Here is a 16,464-nt window from a genome sequence, read left to right as displayed (position 1 = left end):
ACCCGCAGGGTGCGGCAGATTGTTTTTATCTGCCGCCGATGGTGGTGCAACGCCTGGCCCGGAGCAATTCAGATCGGCCTATCGCCTGATAAGTGAAACTTATCTGGATGGCAGTTTCGATCAGTGCGATCCCTTGTCTGCCCGGGCCGGATTCAATTCGGCATCGCGCAGGATGAATTCGTACAGCGCCTGGGCCGCCACCGGCAACGAGCGGTTGGCCAGGCAGACGATGCCGATGTCGCGGCTGACCAGCGGATCGCTCAGGGGGATGAAGCGCAACTGGCCGTGCTCGGCCGGGAAGGCGAAGCGCGGCAATGTGGTGATGCCCATGCCCGCCTCGAGCATGGCCAGCAGCGAGATCATGTTGGACATATAGAACTGCGAGTCGGCCACCAGCTCTTCGGCCTCGGTGCCCGACAGCAGGCGCGAGGTGCCGTTGGCGATCAGTCGCTCACCGCGCAGCTGCCGCCAGCTCAGTTGCGCCTCGCCGGCCAGGCGATGGTCGCCGCGACAGACCACGCCGATGCTGTCCTCCCAGATGGGGGTGAAGCGGATGTCGCTGTCCGCCTCCCACAGGCTGGCGATGCCGAAGTCCACCTGCTGGTTCTCGACCATCGCCAGCACCGCCTCGGAGCTGTCGTCGAACAGGCTGACATGCAGGTCGGTGGCGTCGCCGATGAAGCGGGCGAGGATGTCCGGCAGCAGGCGGCTGGCGATCGACGGCACCGAGGCGATGCGCAGATGCCCGGACTTGTGCTGGGCGATCAGGCTCATGTCGTTGACCACCCGGTCGTGGTGGGCGATCAGCTCCTTGGCGTAGACCATGAACTGCACGCCGAAGGGCGTCAGCTCCGGCCGCGCCGCCCGGGCGTTGCGCTTCTCGAACAGGGACTGACCGAGCTTGCCCTCCAGGTCGCGGATCGACAGGGAGATCGCGGGCTGGGTGCGGTGCGCCTTCTCCGCCGCCGCGTGGAAACCCTGGAGCTCCGCGACCCAGACGAAATGCCGCAATTGGGCGATCTTCAGCTCGGGCAGCATGGTAAGTTTTCCTTATCAAACAATATTTACTATTAATTTTAGTTTATTTCGGACGGCGCCTACCATTCGGCTACAGCTTGAGAGGAGGCGCACATGTCCACTGATATCTTCCGCAACTACATCAACGGTGAATGGGTCACCGGCACCCGCAGCGTGGCAAACGTCAGCCCGGCCAACGTCCAGGACGTGCTGGGCCAGTACGCCCAGGCCGATGCCGAGCAGGTCGAGCAGGCCCTGGCCGCCGCCCAGGCCGGGCAGGAGCAGTGGCAGCAGAGCGGCCTTGAGCAGCGCTACCAGGTGCTGATGGCCATCGGCGACGAACTGATCGAGCGCAAGGCCGAGCTGGGCGAGCAACTGGCTCGCGAGGAGGGCAAGACCCTGGCCGAGGGCATGGGTGAAGTCTACCGCTCCGGTCAGTTCTTCCACTATTACGCCGCCGAAGTGCTGCGCCAGATGGGTGAGACCGCCGACTCGGTGCGTCCGGGCGTGGAGATCGAGACCCGCCGCGAGCCGGTGGGCGTGGTCGCCATCATCACCCCCTGGAACTTCCCCATGGCCACCGCGGCCTGGAAGATCGCCCCGGCCCTGGCCTTCGGCAATGCCGTGGTGTTCAAGCCGGCCAACGCGGTGCCGGCCAGCGCCTGGTCGCTGACCGAGATCATCGCCCGCCAGGGGCTGCCGGCCGGCACCTTCAACCTGCTGATGGGCAGCGGCGCCACGGTCGGCGACGCGCTGATCCACTCGCAGAAGATCCAGGCCCTGAGCTTCACCGGCTCGGTCGAGACCGGGCGCAAGGTGGCCGCGGCCACCGCCGCCAATTTCGTCCGCTGCCAGCTGGAAATGGGCAGCAAGAACGCCCTGATCGTGCTCGACGACGCCGACCTGGAGCAGGCGGTGGAGTGCGCGCTGAACGGCGCCTTCTTCGGCACCGGGCAGAAGTGCACCGCCTCCTCGCGGCTGATCGTCACCGCCGGCGTGCACGACCGCTTCGTCGCCAGGCTGGTCGAGCGCATGGGCCAGCTCAAGGTCGGCTACCCGCTGCGCGAGGGCGTGCAGATCGGCGCGGTGATCGACGGCAAGCAGCTGGAGCAGAACCTGCGCTACATCGAGCAGGCCAAGGCCGAGGGCGCGGTGCTGGCCTGTGGCGGCGAGCGCATCGACGAGGAGTACGAGGGCTTCTACATGCGCCCGGCGCTGTTCGTCGATACCCGCAACGACATGCAGATCAACCGTGACGAGGTGTTCGGCCCGATCGCCTGCGTGATCAAGGTCGCTGACTACGAGCAGGCCCTGGCCACCCTCAACGACACCGACTTCGGCCTCACCGCCGGGATCATGACCCAGTCGCTGAAGTACGCCAGCGACTTCAAGCGCCGCGCCAAGACCGGCTGCGTGATGGTCAACCTGCCGACCGCCGGCACCGATTACCACGTGCCGTTCGGCGGCCGCAAGAACTCCAGTTTCGGCCCGCGCGAACAGGGCACTTACGCCCGCGAGTTCTACACCGTGGTCAAGACCACCTACATCCGTGCCTGAGGTGTGCGCCATGCATGACGACCTGATCGTGATCGACGGCCTGCAGTACTCCAACTGGGACCGCGAGCTGTTCAGCCAACTGCGCCAGGGCGGGGTCACTGCGGTGCACGTGACCCTGGTGTACCACGAGAACGCCCGCGAGACCCTGAGCCGCCTGGGTGAGTGGAACCGCCGCTTCGAGCAGCACGGCGACCTGATCATGCCGGTGGCGGGCGCCGCCGACATTCGCCGAGCCAAGGAGCTGGGCAAGGTGGGGGTGTTCTTCGGCGCGCAGAACTGCTCGCCGATCGAGGACGATATCGCCCTGATCGAGGTATTCCGCCAGCTCAACCTGCTGATCATGCAGCTGACCTACAACAACCAGAGCCTGCTGGCCACCGGTTGCTACGAGGGCAGCGACAGCGGCATCACCCGCTTCGGCAAGCAGGCCATCGCCGAGATGAACCGGGTCGGCATGCTCATCGACATGTCCCACAGCGCCGAGCGCAGCACCCTGGAGGCGATCGAGCTGTCGAGCCGGCCGATCATCATCTCCCACGCCAACCCGGCGTTCTTCCACCCGGCCAAGCGCAACAAATCCGAGACCGTGCTGCGCGAGCTGGGCAACTCCGGCGGCCTGCTCGGCTTCAGCCTGTACCCCTTCCACCTGCACAACGGCTCGGACTGCAGCCTGGATCAGTTCTGCGACATGGTCGCGCGCACCGCCGACCTGATGGGCATCGATCACATCGGCATCGGCACCGACCTGTGCCAGAACCAGCCGCAGTCGGTGCTGGAGTGGATGCGCAGCGGCCGTTGGTCCAAGCAGGTCGACTACGGCGAGGGCTCGGCGAGCAACGCCGATTGGCCCAAGCCGCTCGGCTGGTTCGGCGATAGCCGCGACTTCCCCACTATCACCCAGGGTCTGCTGCAGCGCGGTTTCAGCGCAGAAGACACCGCCAAGGTGATGGGGCTCAACTGGCTCAACACCCTGGAGCAAGGCCTCAAGCCTGCCCCGTAACGTTCCTGAACAACCAACAAGTACAAGATTCTTGTCAGGAGGCTGTAATGAATAGCACCCAATCGGCTACCCAAACGGGGGCTCCCGTGATCACCGAGAAGAGCAAACTGCTGCAGGGCGTGGATGTCCCGGTGTTCCTCATGAGCGGCGGCTTCGTCCTGCTGTTCGCCATCCTCGCCCTGTTGGACATCGAACTGATGACCCAGTGGGTCAACGGCGCCTTCGCCTGGTCCACCAAGCTGTTCGGCGCCTACTGGCAGGTGCTGTTGTTGCTGACCTTCGGCATCGGCCTCTATCTGGCCGCCGGCCGCACCGGCCGGGTGCGCCTCGGCGCCCTGGCCAAGCCTGAAATGCCGACCTTCACCTGGGTCTGCGTGATCATGTGCACCCTGCTGGCCGGCGGCGGCGTGTTCTGGGCCGCCGCCGAGCCGATGGCCCACTTCCTCTCGCCGCCACCGCTGCACGGCGGTGAAGCGGGTACCCCGCAGGCCGCCTACAACGCGCTGGCGCAGAGCTTCATGCACTGGGGCTTCCTGGCCTGGGCGATCCTCGGCAGCCTGACCGGCATCGTGCTGATGCACCTGCACTATGAAAAAGGCCTGCCGCTCAAGCCGCGCACCCTGCTGTACCCGCTGTTCGGCGAGCGGGTCATGACCGGCTGGTTGGGCGCGCTGGTCGACGCCTGCTGCGTGCTGGCGGTGGTCGCCGGCACCATCGGCCCGATCGGCTTCCTCGGCCTGCAGGTGAGCTTCGGCCTGGAGAAGCTGTTCGGCATCAGCAACGACTACGGCACCCAGGTGACCATCATCGGCGTGCTGGTGGCCGTCTACACCCTCTCGGCGGTGTCCGGGGTGGCCCGCGGCATCCAGTGGCTGAGCCAGATCAACGTGGTCATGGCCGTGGCGCTGATGCTGTTCATCCTGCTGCTGGGCCCGACCGGCTTCATCGTCGACGCCTACCTGCAGGCCATGGGCATCTACCTGGACAAGTTCATCCCCATGGCCACCTTCCGCGCCGACCCGGCCTGGCTGGACTGGTGGACGGTGTTCTTCTGGGGCTGGTTCCTCGGTTACGGCCCGCTGATGGCCATGTTCGTCGCGCGCATCTCCCGCGGTCGCACCCTGCGCGAGCTGGTGCTGACCATCTCGGTGGTGGCGCCGCTGATCACCTGCTTCTGGTTCACCATTGTCGGTGGCAGCGGCCTGGCCTTCGAACTCAGCAACCCCGGTTCGGTGTCCGAAGCCTTCGCCGGCTTCAACCTGCCAGGCGCCTTGCTGGCGATCACCGCGCAGCTGCCCCTGGGCTACCTGATGTCGGTGCTGTTTCTGATCCTCACGGTGATCTTCGTCACCACCACCGGCGACTCCATGACCTACACCATCTCCATGGTGATGACCGGCACCGATCACCCGCGCGCCGAGATCCGCGTGTTCTGGGGCGTGATGATGGGCGTGGTGGCGGCCTTGCTGATCTCCATCGGCTCCGGCGGCATCAGCGCGCTGCAATCGTTCATCGTCATCACCGCCGTGCCGGTGTCGCTGATCCTGCTGCCCTCGCTGTGGAATGCCCCGCAGATCGCCCGGCGCATGGCCGACGAGCAAGGGCTCTAATCCCCGCAACTTTCGGGGGAGCGTGGCGAAAGCCGCCTCCCTCTTTTTTATTCCCCCCGCAGATCAGGAGCACGCCATGAAACAGGCCGTGAAAACCCAGCTGTTCCCGTCCAAGGCCCCGCTGGAGTGGGCCGTGATCGGCAACGGCACCCTGTACACCGCGCAGATCCCCATCGACGTCCAGGGCCAGGTGGTGCCCGGCGGCATCGAGGCGCAGACCCGCCAGACCCTGGACAACCTCAAACACACCCTGGAGTGCGCGGGGCTGGGGATGGACGCCGTGACCCAGGTGCTGATCTACGTGACCGATCGCAGCTACCTGGCCACGGTCAACGCGGTCTATGCCGAGTACTTCAGTGTGCCTTACCCCAATCGCGCGGCCATGGTCATCGCCGGCCTGGCCCGCGAGGAAATGCTGGTGGAGCTGGTGGTCTACGCCAACGCCTGAGCCTCCGCTTTCCAAGGCATGCCGGCGCGGTGATCCCGACTGGTGTGCCGAGCGCCTCCGGCGCTCGCCTGCCTGAACGGCCGACCGTGCCGACCAAGGTTGCCTCGACTCCCTCCTGCGCAAGCGCCCACTGCCCACAAGGCAGGCGGCGCTTGCTGCTTCCCGCCAGCCCCCCCGCGCCTCCGGCGGAGGGCTATCGCCTACCGTCGCTGCGAAAATTGCCCATCTTTGGGATTGTGGCGTCCCGGCGGCTTGAGCTTCGGGCGATGCGCAGGCAGCATGCAGCCTGCGCCGGCAAACCGGTGAACTGTCGGCGCGTCGCCGTATCATCTGAGCCGAAGGAGCTACCACGTGCGTCCAACCCCAGCCAAGCTGTTGCGCAGCCTCGACTGGCGACTGGCGCTCGGTGCGCTGTTGCTGTGGGCGCTGCTGGCCGTGGCGGTCGCCTTCATCGCCGGTCGCAGCGAGCGACAACACGCGCTCATGCTTATGCACAGTGAGCTGCAGTCGTTGAGTCGGCTGCGTGTGGAGTCGCTGGCGCGGCAGATCGACCGTCGTCGCCAGCAGGTGCGCCTGCTCGCCAGGACGCCGCCGGCCCTGGGCATGGTGCGCGCCAGCAGCAACCGGGGACTCGACCCGGAGGGCGAAAGCACGGTCGAGTTGTGGCAGGGCCGCCTGGAGACCATTTTCAGCGCCTTCGCCAGCACCACCCCCGATGTGCTGCAAGTGCGCCTGCTCGATGTCGCCGACCGCGGGCGCGAGCTGATTCGCGTCATTCAGCGCAAGGGACGGGTGGAGGTACTGGCGCCGCCCATGCTGCAGCGGCGCGGCGATGCCGCGTACTTCAGGGAAACCCTCAGGTTGCGCGACAACGAGGTGTACGTCTCCGACATCGAACTGAGCCGCGAGTACGGCGACCGTCAGTCGCCACTGGTGCCGACGATGCGCGTGGCCACCCCGGTATTTGCCGCGGATGGCAAGCCATTTGCCATAGTCCTGGTCGATCTGGACGCCAGCGGTTTGCTGGCCACGATGCAGACCGGTCCGGACGAGAAGCAGCTGCGCGTCTACATCACCGATCAACACGGCCGCTTCCTGCTGCATCCGGACCGGGACAAGACAATTGCCTTCGAAGCGGGCCGTACCTGGCGCTGGCAGGACGAGTTCCACGCGCTCCAGTCGCCGGCCGGTTCACGCAAGATGCAGCTGCTGCAGAATGCCTCGAGCCAGGCCTACGCGGTCACCCGCCAGTTGCGCCTCAATTCCGGTCGCGGCGACGGTCGTCGCTTGACCGTGACCATGGCGGTGACCGAGGCGCCGGTGATCGCCGCCGTGGCGACTGCGCGCAGCAACGCCTTGCTGGCGATGCTGGGCGGCGGCTTGCTCGCCGCCTTGCTGGCCTTCCTCTATCAGCGCCAGCGGCGCACCCTGCATCGCCGGCAGGCCGAACTGGCTGCCATTGTCGGCAGCTCCCAGGACGCGATCATCGGTACCGATCTGGACGGCCTGGTCAGTAGCTGGAATCTGGCGGCGCAGCGGATGTTCGGCTACCGCGCCGAGCAGGCGATCGGCCGGCCGTTGGCCGAGCTGATCCTGCCGGAGGGGCGGATAGAGGAAGATCGGACGATGCGCCGCCTGGCGGCGAGTGGCGAGCCGGTTCCCAGCTTCGAAACCGTGCGCCAGCGCCAGGACGGCAGCGAGGTCGCGGTGTCCCTGGCCGTCACCGCCGTTGCCACGGAGTCTGGTGGTGTCACCGGCCTGGCCGACACCATCCGCGACATCAGCGCACAGCGTCTGGCAGAGCGCGAAGTCCGCGAACTGAACGCCTCGCTCGAATGTCAGGTGGAAGAGCGCACGCGACAGTTCGAACGCTTTGCCTCCCTGCACCGGGCAATAGTCGCCGATGCCGGCTACGCCATGCTCGCCACCGACCTGGAAGGCGCGATCACCCTGTGCAATCCGGCGGCCGAGCGCATGTTCGGCTATACCGCCGAGGAGCTGCTGGGGCGTCAGACGATGCTGCTCTGGCACGATCCTCAGGAACTCGCGGCGCGTGCCGAGGCGCTTTCCCAGGAGTTGCACCAGCCACTGGCGCCCGGACTCGAAGTGCTGGTCGCCAAGACCCGTTGCGGCCTGCCCAATCAGCACGAGTGGACGGTGATACGCAAGGACGGTTCGCGGCTGGCGGTGCTGCTGGTGATCAGCGCGCTGCGCGACGAGGCGGGGGTGCTCCAGGGCTTCATCGGCATGGCCTCGGACATTTCCCGGCGCCAGCAGAGCCGGCGTGAGCTGTTGGCGGCCCGCGATCAGCTGAGCAAGGCCGCCGAGCTGGCCGAACTCGGCATCTGGACCTGGCGGCTGGCGGACGACGCGCTGACCTGGAACGAGCGCATGTTCGAGCTCTATCAGCAGCCGCTCAGTTTGCGCGCGCAGGGCCTGCACTACGAACACTGGCGCTCGCGGGTTCATCCCGCGGATGTGGCCGCAACCGAGGCGGCGCTGATGGCGGCCGTCGAGGGCCGCAAGGACTACGATCCGCAGTTCCGCATCGTCCTGCCGGACGGGCGTATTCGCCATATCCAGGCCGGTGCCTATGTCGAGCGCGATGAGCAGGGCAAGGCCTTGTGCGTCACCGGTATCAATCGCGATATCAGTGCGCAGCGCGAGCTGGAGACGACGCTGCGCGGGGCCAAGGAACAGGCCGACGAAGCCTGCGCGGCGAAGGCGGCGCTCCTCGCCAACATGAGCCATGAGATCCGCACGCCGATGAATGCCATTCTCGGTACGCTTGCATTGCTGCAACAGAGTCGCCTGGACGCGACCCAGGCGGAATATGCCGCTCAGGCCGAGGCCGCCGGCCAGGCGCTGCTGGGCATTCTCGACTCTTCGCCAGCCGAAGCCGAAGCGTGCAGGCTCGATCCGCAGCCCTTCAGCCTGGAGCACCTGCTGCGTGACCTGGCCACTGCCGTTTCGGCCGATGCCGGTGAGCAGGGCGCCGAGTTGCTGGTCAGTCTCGACCCCGCGTTGCCGGCCTGGATCGTCGGCGATGCGCCATGCCTGCAGCAGGTTCTGGCCAACCTGATTGAGAGCGCCATGCAGTCTGCCGATCCGGGCGAAGTGCTCCTGAGCGTAAGCCAGCTCGAGCGCACGGACGAGCCAGTCCGACTGGCGTTCGCCGTGCGCCACACCGGCATCAATATGCCGGCCGAGCTGCGCGAGCAAGCTGTCACTGGCGTACCCGAGGGCGGCAGTGCCCGGCATTCCGGCGGCAACCAACTGGGGCTTGCGATCAGTCAACGTTTGGTCCGCCAGATGGGCGGTAGCCTGGAGGTACAGCGTTCGCCCGATGAGCGCCTCAGCTTCAGATTCACGCTCGAGTGTCCGCTGGCGCCCCATGGGATGGAGCTGCCGGCCGAAACGCCGAGCGAAGCGGCGCCGTCGTCCACCGCAGCTGTCCCGGTATCGCGCGCTGCCCGCGCCCGCCCACGAGCCCTGTCCGGCTTGCGCGTGCTGCTGGTCGAGGACAATCCAACCAATCAGCTGGTGGCCCGCGAACTGCTGCTCAGCGCCGGCGCGGAGGTGGCAGTCGCCAATGACGGCCATGAAGGTGTCCTCGCCGTGAAACAGGCCGATCCGCCGTTCGATGCGGTGCTGATGGATATACAGATGCCCGGCATGGACGGCCATGCGGCCACCCGTGAGATCCGGCGGCACTATGGCCCTGAGCAGCTGCCGATCATCGCCATGACCGCCAATGCCATGCCGGCCGATCGTGCTGCGGCGCTGGAAGCAGGGATGAACGAGCATGTCGGCAAGCCGTTCGAGCTGGCCGCACTGGTCAGCGTGATCCAGCGCCTGAGCGGACGTGCCGGGGGGGCTGTGGCCCGCGCGGCCGTGGCGCCCCCAGGCGAGACACGGCCGGTACTGGACGAGACTACCGCGCTGCGCCGTTTTGACGGTAACCAGGCGATCTACCGGCAGGCGCTGGCGAAGTTCTCCAGCGACGCGCCCGCGCGGCTGGCCGAACTGCCGGCTACGCTTGACCAGGACAGGGGGCCGGTCCTGCACCGCTTGCACAGCTTGAAAGGGCTGGCCGCGACCATCGGTGCCGAGGCGTTCGCCGCGCTGGCGAGTGAGGCCTGTGAGCTGTTGGTCCGTGGTTGTTCGCCGGCGCGCTGGCTGGCCTTGCGAGGCGAGTTGGACCTCGCCGGCCGCGCGGCCGCGGCCGCGGCGGGCGCGCTGCACGAGCCAGGCCACGATCAGGAGCCGGCGCCAGCTGCGGAGATCAGCGACGCGCTCGGCAGAACTGACCTGTTGACGTTGTGGCGACTGCTCGAGGCCAATAACATGGACGCTTTGTGCCTGTACGATCGATTACGCAAGCATTATCAGGGGACGTCATTGCACGCATTCAAGCAGCTCGGGGAGATGATTGAGCGACTCGATTTCGCCGCGGCCGCGGCGCAATGTCAGGCGCTGCTGGATAGCGGGGAGGCGCCATGAGCATCGGCAGCGGCGGTGAGCCAGGCCCTTACAACCTCGGCGGTCGGCGTGGGCGCCTGCTGGTGGTCGACGACGAGCCGATCTTCGTCCGGTTGATCCACCAGCTGTTCTCTGCCGAGCATGAGGTCTTTATGGCCACCAATGGCGAGGAAGCCCTGAAGATCTATGAGCGTTCGGCCCCGGACCTGATCCTGCTGGACGTGATGATGCCGGGCATGGACGGACTCGAGCTGTGTCGGCTGCTGAAGCAGCTGCCTGATGCACGGGAGATTCCGGTGATCTTCGTCACCGGTTATGAGTCCCTGGACGAGGAAACCGCCTGCTGGAACGCCGGTGGCGTCGATTTCGTCAACAAGCCGTTCAACCCGCTGACCCTGCGCAATCGCGTCAATGTCCACCTGGCGTTGAAGTTTCAGGCCGACCGCCTGCGCGAGATGGCCTTCGTCGACGGCCTGACCGGCATCGCCAATCGACGTCAGTTCGAGGAGCGGCTTGACCTGGAATACCGGCGCAGCCGGCGCAACCAAACCCCGCTGGCGCTGCTGATGATCGATGTCGACTTCTTCAAGCCCTACAACGATCGCTATGGTCATCAGGCCGGCGACGACTGCCTGCGCAAGATCGCGGCCTTGCTCAGAGAGAACATGAGCCGTCCCGGCGATCTGGCGGCACGCTACGGCGGTGAGGAGTTCGCGTTCCTGCTTCCGGAGACCGATGCCGCTGGCGCGCGGGTCATCGCCGAGCGTCTGGTGGAAACGGTGCGCCAGCTCAACCTGGAGCACCTCGACTCCAGCGTCGCCCCTATGGTGACCATCAGTATTGGCGCTTCGGTGCTGAATTCGGATTCGAGCGAGCCCTGCGGGGCGCTGATCACCCTGGCGGACGCGCAACTCTATCGAGCCAAGAAACAGGGCCGTGGACGGGTCAGCTGCGCGCTGATGTCCGCGCAGCGCGGCGAGACGGCTCGCTCCTGAACCTCGCCCTCCCTGGGCAGTTTCCTGAGTACGGCAACAGCGCGGCACGCTCGGCATGCCGCGCTGTTCGACTGTATAGGGCCGTCGTTAAGCCAGGCTGTATTCCTGGCCAATCACCGAGGGATCGAAGGGCTTGCGACTGAATACGCGCCGCACCATGGGCGCGAAATGGTCCAGAGCCGGGGTGGGGTAGGCCGGGTCGAAGGAGGCCTGGTCCCACTTCTCGCAGAAGTCGACGCACAGCGGGTAGGCCGGGTGGTCCTTGTACCTGTCGCGCTCGTGGCGATCGCCGCCGAAGTGGTGGGCGTAGTAGAAGTTCTGGAACAGCCCGTGGTGGTGCAGCACCCAGGTCACTTCCGAGCGCACGTAGGGCCTGATGACCGATGCCGCCAGCTGCGAGTGGTTGTAGGGGGCCAGTTCGTCGCCGATATCGTGAATCAGCGCGCCAACGATCATGTCCTCGTCGGCGCCATCGGCCTCGGCCCTGGCTGCCGTTTGCAGCGAGTGTTGCAAGCGGCTGACCTGATAGCCGCTCAGGCTGTGTTCCAGCTCGCTCAGCGCCTTGAGAATGCGCTCGGGCAGCGCCTGGTTGAACTCTTGTTCCAGATGGTCGAGAAATTCGTACTCCTCGCGGGTGCCATCTTTCATCTGGGTGAATTGCACGGTGTTCATCAGGCGACTTCCTTAATGGTTTTTAGCTGGATAAGGGTGCTGGCATAGCGCTCGCGCGGGCCGTCCAGGTCGATATAGCAACCCTGCAAATGCCTGCGCCCCTCGGATGGGTCGAAGCGGCTGCGACCGTGCAGGACCCGGCTGTTGTCGAACAGCATCAGCTCGCCGGCCTGCAGCGGGAAGCGAATCTCGTAGGCCGGGTCGCAGAACAGCTCGCCCAGGCGCTTGCGGGCGCGGTGGTAGGCCTTCATCTGGTCCAGCGCAAGCAGCGGCAAGCCGTCGAGACGGGGGCTGTAGTGCACGCCCAGGGTGCGGCCCTGAGCATCGGTCTTGATGATCGGCTTGTGGCTGACCAGCTCGGTGCCGCGGTCGATGAAGCGGTATTTGACCGAGGTGTCCTTGAGCAGCCGGTAGCCCTCGGGATCCTTGTCGGCCAGTTCGCGGACCACGCTGACGCTGTCCACCAGGGTCGACAGGCCGCCGCTGGTTTCGTTGATCAGGCAGTGCAGCAGCTGGATACCCGGCACAGGGTCGCGATAGGGGTTGTCGGTGTGGGGGCCGAGATGGAAGCCGGTATAGGCCAGGTCGTTGGCGTCCGGCTTGGAGTAGACCTCGAAGTAGCGGCCGAAGTTGGTTTCCTTGAGGTAGCCGAACTTGGCGGCCACGTCGAGAATGCTCTCCGGCGCGGTAGGCACCTGGGTCAGCACGATAAAGCCATAGCGCAGGTAGGTCTCGAGCGCCGTCAGGAAGTGCGCGGGCGCCTGCATGTCCGGCCAGGCGAAGCGCACCGCGGTCTGGTCGAGGCTGCTGTCCCAGCCCTGGGCGGCGGGGAAGGCGTCGTCCGCGTCCAGTTCGGCCTGCAGGAAGGAAAAGTCATACAGGGACTGGTGACCGTCACTGAATGTGAGCCGCGCCTGCAGCGCGCTTATCGGATCTACCGCAAGCAGGGTGATCTCCGGATCGATGGCGTGGGAGTCGAACAGCCGCTGCTGGGTCAGGCGATCCAGTTGCGCCGGGTCCTGACTGCGTTCGCGCAGCCAGAGGGCGTGCAGTTCGAGTATTTCGCCATTGGCGCGAACGCTCACCGCGGGTGGGGTCTGTTGGAAGATGACCTCGATTCTATTCATTGCCTGTATCCCATGATGCCGGTGCTGGTGGGGCAGTCGTTCGAGCGCTTGGACTGGCGCGCTGAGGCCAATGTCGTTGCATGGTCATTCCGCTCTGCGGCGGCCTTGCCGAGGTTTGCCGGCGCTGCGGCGGTCGCAGGCGGCACGCGAATGGTCGCATCTGACGTAATGGCGGCCCAGCACCCTAATTTGATGCGAAGGCATGCAAAAAACTTATGACCTGGCCGGTGTACCTGAAAACGAGGCGCGCCAGTGCCTGCCACTGTGCGTGCGCGACGTGACCGAGACTGCTAGCTGAGGGGCGGGTGATGTCTCGGCAAGGGGCGCGGACAGTCGCCATTGCGTCGACCAATCCGGTGACTCGACCCGTCACTGCGCGTGCGGCAGACCCATTTCCCTGGTCTGCGGACGTTGGGAAATGGGCCGTACCGGTTAGCCGCGCTGGGGTGTGACGAGGCTTTCGGGGCCGCGCGGGCTGGGGCGCGGCTCGCTCAGCCGTCCGTTCTTGGCGCGCAGGCGCGTGCCGCGGGCCTCGCTGAGGTTGTCGGCTACCGAGTTGAGTTGGGCGCATTCGATAAGACGCAGGTTGTGCAGCTCGGGGACGGGCTTGCCGGCGGCCTTCATGCCGGCCAGCCGTGCCCACGCCGCGCGCTTCTTGCGCACCTGGTGGGGTTGGAACAGGTCGAAGTCGCGAAAGCCGACGGCCGTGGGTTCGACCTTGATCGCACCCGCCGCGAGGGCCGCCTGGTAGAGCTCGAGCCCGCGCCGGGTGCGCACGATGATGCCGTTGAACCCCTCGTCCTCGCCAGTGGGGCCGCCACCCGGCCAGACATCGGAGGCGGCCAGGTCGGCGCTTTCACCGATGGCGTCCGGGCAGATCTTGCAGCGTGGCTGGATCATCCATTTGTCTTCGTTCGCCCACATGTCCTGGTAGCTGAGCTCGAAGGCCTGGCCGCCCTTGGTTTCCATTCGGGTCGGCCCGGGATTGCCGTTGCCGCGGTAGCGAAACAGGCTGAGCTGGTCCTCGTCGATGCCGAACTGGGCGAGGACTTCCTGGGATTTGCTCAGGTCCGAGGCGCCGCCGCAGACCAGGGTCAGCGCGTACTTCATGTATGCGTCCACCCGTGGGTCCAGTCGCGCCAGGTTGCGCACCGCGGCGATGTCGCAAGGCTTGGCGATCAGGGCGAAGGGCTGGCGGCGTTCGAGAATCTCGGTGAAGTCGATCAGCGGGGCCGCCGGGCCATAGCGCGAGCCTGCGCCTTCGAGCACCGAGGCCGCGTCGAAGCTCAGGCGACGTTCGCTGCGCATCGGCTGCTGGCGCGACGCGCCGACGTGGAGGATGAAATCCACCCGGCCACTGTCCAGCAGGAACTGCCCCAGGGCAGTCAATACGCCGCCGGTGGAGGCGCGAAAGCGCACCTGCGGGTCGCCGGCATAGCCTATCGCCAGCTGCTCGGCCGCGCCCCAGACCAGGTCGTGCTGGGCCTCTGCGCTCTGGTTCTCCGGTTGTGCGCCCTCGATGCGGGTGCCCGGACAGACCGCGTTGATCCGCTCCAGGGTGGCCTCGGACAAGGTTCCGTGAACCAGTGGCCGTTCCCGTCCCTCCGGGGTCAGGACCATGTCGATCTGTGCGGGTTCGGCGATCGAGCGGCACAGGCCGCAGCCGATGCATAGACCGTTCTCGACGATTTGTTCTACGGATAGGGGCATCGGTATAGGCCTAGATCAGCGGCGGGGTCAGCCAGCGCTGCGTGGGTATTTCCAGGGGCTGGTGGCGCTCGCCGGCGAATGACTGTTGCGACGAACGGCCAGGTTGCTGCCGGGAGCTGGCCAGCGACTTGCCTTGGGATTCACGCAGCGGGCGCGGGCGGGCAGATACCAGCTTGAGAAGGTGTGCCAGGTCCATAATGTTGTCCCTTGTTTTTATTGTGGGTCAGCGAATGCTATGGGGGCATTGGTCGCCGGTTGGTCGTCACGGCACAAATGTGCAACGATCAGCCCGGCGGACATGCGCCGGGCGCTAATATGCGACTCGCCAGTCAGCATATGCAAGCCCTGGCCGGGCTGCCCAGCTGTATTTATTGATGCCAAGGCATGCACGAAATTTATGGTCTCTGAGCGCAACCATCCTCCCTCCATGAAGGCCCTGATCGCTTTCGAGGCCGCTTTTCGCCTCGGTTCCATGACCGCCGCTGCCCAGGAGCAGGGCACCACCCAGCCGGTGATCTCGCAGCGCATTCGCGCGCTGGAGGAGAGCATCGGTCGGGTGCTGTTCGATCGCACGGGCAACCGGCTGACGCCAACCGACCAGGGACGCTTCCTCTTCGCCGAGCTGTCCAGCGCGCTGAGCAGTATCAATACCGCCGTGGAGAAGCTGCGCGACGAGGCCCTGGATGTGCCCCCGAGCCTGTCGATCGCCGCCAATTTCGGCTTTGCCCACGCCTGGCTGCTGCCGCGCCTGGGTGCCTTGCAGCAGGCCTTTCCGCGCTACCGCTTTGAAATCGCGCCGGCCGATTCCGAGTCCGCCCTGGAGATGGGCGAGGCCGACATTGCCATTCGCTTCGGCGCCCTGAGCAGCTGTCGCGCGAACGAGGTGCAGCTGGTGCGGGAGGTGGTGTTCCCGGTCTGCAGTCCGGCCTTTGCCCAGCGCCACGACCTGACGGGGCGGGTCGACGAGCAGGTCTTGTCGCGAGTGCCGCTGCTGCACATGGACCAGAACAATCCGCGCTGGCTGGACTGGGCCGGCTGGTGTGTGCTGGCCGGGCTTGCCCCGGCGCAGGAGACGGCACGCTTCAAGTTCAACAACTATCCGCTGCTGATCAGTGCGGTCCTGCGGGGCGAGGGCATGGCCCTGGGGTGGGCCGAGTTGGTGCAGCAGGCGGTGGCCGAGGGGCAGTTGGTCGCCTTGCAGCCCGAGGTGATCCGCAGCGACCACGGCTATCTGCTGGCCAGCCGGCATCGCAACAGCCGCCTGGTGCAACCGGTCATCGACTGGTTCCAGGCGGAGCTTGGACAATCCCCTCACGCGCGCTGAGCGCCCGCTGCGGCTGTTGCCGAGCCCCTTTCAGACGGCGTTGCCCGGCTCAGTCCAGCGACTCGTCGTCACGCTGCAGCACATAGGTACGGCCGTTTTCGCCGTCCAGGCAGTCGTGCACATAGAACATCACTACCTCGCCCAGACCCGGCATGGTTGCCACGTAGTCGCCGATCTCGGCGGTGAAGTAGACGGCCGACAGGGGCTTGGCCTCGCACTCGAGGGCGGCGGTCATGAACAGCTCGGGGGCGCTGTCGCCGTAGAACTCGCTGCGCTGCTCGGCATCCCAGTCCGCAGGCGGCTGGAATACCCCGGTGAAGACGATCTTGGCGTCGCCCAGGTCCAGTTCCTCGGCATCCGGGTCCTGCTCGTCGGGGCGGTAGACGGTGCAGTCCTGAGCATCCGGGTGATCGAGAATCGCCAGGCGCGCGGCCAGGTGTTGTTGCGAATCGGGCTGGGGCATGAGGGCTCCGCGGTCAGGGGGCAGGCCTGGGCCTGAAAGGCGCCACCTTACAGACAGGC

Annotated in this window: 13 protein-coding genes; 7 read left to right on the top strand and 6 right to left on the bottom strand. The window is 66.2% G+C overall.

Annotated elements, in window-relative coordinates; translation table 11 throughout:
- Window positions 1–120: 120 nt before the first annotated feature.
- Window positions 121–1,038 carry a LysR family transcriptional regulator gene (locus KDW96_RS04410; RefSeq protein ID WP_255839216.1) on the bottom strand — a complete coding sequence of 306 codons (918 nt, stop codon included), beginning with the start codon at window positions 1,036–1,038 and terminating at the stop codon, window positions 121–123.
- Window positions 1,039–1,131: 93 nt separating this feature from the next.
- On the opposite strand from KDW96_RS04410, the gene KDW96_RS04405 reads away from it, so the two are divergent.
- From KDW96_RS04405 to KDW96_RS04380, 6 genes are all read left to right on the top strand, one after another.
- Window positions 1,132–2,574 (top strand): aldehyde dehydrogenase family protein, encoded by a 1,443-nt coding sequence (locus tag KDW96_RS04405; RefSeq protein ID WP_255839215.1) that lies wholly within the window; start codon window positions 1,132–1,134, stop codon window positions 2,572–2,574.
- 10 nt (window positions 2,575–2,584) lie between these two features.
- On the top strand, window positions 2,585–3,574 hold the full coding sequence (locus KDW96_RS04400; RefSeq protein WP_255839214.1) for a membrane dipeptidase: 990 nt from the start codon (window positions 2,585–2,587) through the stop codon (window positions 3,572–3,574).
- A gap of 47 nt (window positions 3,575–3,621) precedes the next feature.
- On the top strand, window positions 3,622–5,184 hold the full coding sequence (locus tag KDW96_RS04395; RefSeq protein WP_255839213.1) for a BCCT family transporter: 1,563 nt from the start codon (window positions 3,622–3,624) through the stop codon (window positions 5,182–5,184).
- Window positions 5,185–5,260: 76 nt separating this feature from the next.
- Window positions 5,261–5,632, top strand: a complete 372-nt coding sequence (locus KDW96_RS04390; RefSeq protein WP_255839212.1) for a RidA family protein — start codon at window positions 5,261–5,263, stop codon at window positions 5,630–5,632.
- A 351-nt stretch (window positions 5,633–5,983) separates the two neighbouring features.
- The gene (locus tag KDW96_RS04385) at window positions 5,984–10,135 is read left to right on the top strand and encodes a PAS domain S-box protein (RefSeq protein WP_255839211.1); all 4,152 of its coding nucleotides are present in this window, start codon (window positions 5,984–5,986) and stop codon (window positions 10,133–10,135) included.
- Window positions 10,132–11,109, top strand: a complete 978-nt coding sequence (locus KDW96_RS04380) for a GGDEF domain-containing response regulator (protein ID WP_255839210.1) — start codon at window positions 10,132–10,134, stop codon at window positions 11,107–11,109. The genes KDW96_RS04385 and KDW96_RS04380 overlap by 4 nt, the downstream gene beginning before the upstream one ends.
- An 87-nt stretch (window positions 11,110–11,196) precedes the next feature.
- Here the strand turns inward: KDW96_RS04380 and KDW96_RS04375 are convergent, their stop codons facing one another.
- The 4 genes from KDW96_RS04375 to KDW96_RS04360 form a co-directional block, all read right to left on the bottom strand.
- Window positions 11,197–11,781: an HD domain-containing protein gene (locus tag KDW96_RS04375; protein WP_255839209.1), complete on the bottom strand. Its 585-nt coding sequence runs from the start codon at window positions 11,779–11,781 to the stop codon at window positions 11,197–11,199.
- A complete protein-coding gene (locus tag KDW96_RS04370) occupies window positions 11,781–12,908 on the bottom strand; it encodes a TauD/TfdA family dioxygenase (RefSeq protein ID WP_255839208.1) in 1,128 nt (375 codons plus the stop codon). The genes KDW96_RS04375 and KDW96_RS04370 overlap by 1 nt, the downstream gene beginning before the upstream one ends.
- A gap of 432 nt (window positions 12,909–13,340) precedes the next feature.
- Entirely contained in the window at window positions 13,341–14,618 is a 1,278-nt protein-coding gene (locus tag KDW96_RS04365; RefSeq protein ID WP_255839207.1) for a Coenzyme F420 hydrogenase/dehydrogenase, beta subunit C-terminal domain, read from the bottom strand.
- Between the two features lie 10 nt (window positions 14,619–14,628).
- Entirely contained in the window at window positions 14,629–14,814 is a 186-nt protein-coding gene (locus KDW96_RS04360) for a hypothetical protein (protein WP_255839206.1), read from the bottom strand.
- Window positions 14,815–15,045: 231 nt separating this feature from the next.
- Between KDW96_RS04360 and KDW96_RS04355 the strand changes: the two genes are divergently transcribed.
- The gene (locus tag KDW96_RS04355; RefSeq protein WP_255839205.1) at window positions 15,046–15,942 is read left to right on the top strand and encodes a LysR substrate-binding domain-containing protein; all 897 of its coding nucleotides are present in this window, start codon (window positions 15,046–15,048) and stop codon (window positions 15,940–15,942) included.
- A 49-nt stretch (window positions 15,943–15,991) separates the two neighbouring features.
- On the opposite strand, the gene KDW96_RS04350 is transcribed toward KDW96_RS04355, so the two are convergent.
- Complete coding sequence (locus tag KDW96_RS04350; RefSeq protein WP_255839204.1) at window positions 15,992–16,405, bottom strand: hypothetical protein; 414 nt, start codon at window positions 16,403–16,405, stop codon at window positions 15,992–15,994.
- Window positions 16,406–16,464: the final 59 nt, after the last annotated feature.

The sequence above is a fragment of the Pseudomonas benzenivorans genome, assembly GCF_024397895.1.
Taxonomy (GTDB): domain Bacteria; phylum Pseudomonadota; class Gammaproteobacteria; order Pseudomonadales; family Pseudomonadaceae; genus Aquipseudomonas; species Aquipseudomonas benzenivorans_A.
This window is presented reverse-complemented; position numbering and strand designations above follow the sequence as displayed.

What these genes read in the sequence shown, in the direction of transcription:
- KDW96_RS04410 (WP_255839216.1), bottom strand. Translation starts at nt 1,038, where the DNA reads ATGCTGCCCGAGCTGAAGATCGCCCAATTGCGGCATTTCGTCTGGGTC.
- KDW96_RS04405 (WP_255839215.1), top strand. Translation starts at nt 1,132, where the DNA reads ATGTCCACTGATATCTTCCGCAACTACATCAACGGTGAATGGGTCACC.
- KDW96_RS04400 (WP_255839214.1), top strand. Translation starts at nt 2,585, where the DNA reads ATGCATGACGACCTGATCGTGATCGACGGCCTGCAGTACTCCAACTGG.
- KDW96_RS04395 (WP_255839213.1), top strand. Translation starts at nt 3,622, where the DNA reads ATGAATAGCACCCAATCGGCTACCCAAACGGGGGCTCCCGTGATCACC.
- KDW96_RS04390 (WP_255839212.1), top strand. Translation starts at nt 5,261, where the DNA reads ATGAAACAGGCCGTGAAAACCCAGCTGTTCCCGTCCAAGGCCCCGCTG.
- KDW96_RS04380 (WP_255839210.1), top strand. Translation starts at nt 10,132, where the DNA reads ATGAGCATCGGCAGCGGCGGTGAGCCAGGCCCTTACAACCTCGGCGGT.
- KDW96_RS04375 (WP_255839209.1), bottom strand. Translation starts at nt 11,781, where the DNA reads ATGAACACCGTGCAATTCACCCAGATGAAAGATGGCACCCGCGAGGAG.
- KDW96_RS04370 (WP_255839208.1), bottom strand. Translation starts at nt 12,908, where the DNA reads ATGAATAGAATCGAGGTCATCTTCCAACAGACCCCACCCGCGGTGAGC.
- KDW96_RS04365 (WP_255839207.1), bottom strand. Translation starts at nt 14,618, where the DNA reads ATGCCCCTATCCGTAGAACAAATCGTCGAGAACGGTCTATGCATCGGC.
- KDW96_RS04360 (WP_255839206.1), bottom strand. Translation starts at nt 14,814, where the DNA reads ATGGACCTGGCACACCTTCTCAAGCTGGTATCTGCCCGCCCGCGCCCG.
- KDW96_RS04355 (WP_255839205.1), top strand. Translation starts at nt 15,046, where the DNA reads ATGAAGGCCCTGATCGCTTTCGAGGCCGCTTTTCGCCTCGGTTCCATG.
- KDW96_RS04350 (WP_255839204.1), bottom strand. Translation starts at nt 16,405, where the DNA reads ATGCCCCAGCCCGATTCGCAACAACACCTGGCCGCGCGCCTGGCGATT.